The 260-nt window shown below is 65.8% G+C and carries 1 protein-coding gene; it reads right to left on the bottom strand.

Translation table 11 applies throughout. From position 1 onward, the window contains the following. On the bottom strand, window positions 1-260 hold a 260-nt coding region (locus MN204_RS21890), incomplete at both ends, for an MFS transporter (protein WP_249872974.1).

The following is a 260-nucleotide window of genomic DNA, read 5'->3' as shown; positions in this document are numbered from 1 at the left end:
GCCGCCGATGAGGCGGAAGGTGCTGATGAGGCCGACGGCGACGCCGATGTCGGTCTGGTCGTCGAGGTTGAGGGAGACGATGCCGAAGGATAAGGGGGAGGGGGGCAGGTTGACGGTCGAGACCAGGATGACGGTGGCGATGGCCTGGGACTTGGAGTCGATGCCTACGGAGGCTAGGGAGCCGATCAGGGCCGTCTGCAGGACCATGAAGGCGATCAGCTGCCAGCGCTCGTGCTTGATCCACGGCATGACGCCGACGC

This window comes from Oceanobacillus saliphilus, assembly GCF_023522835.1.
Lineage (GTDB): Bacteria > Bacillota > Bacilli > Bacillales > Amphibacillaceae > Oceanobacillus > Oceanobacillus saliphilus.
Note: the sequence above shows the minus strand (reverse complement) of the source record. Positions and strands in the feature narration are given on the sequence as shown.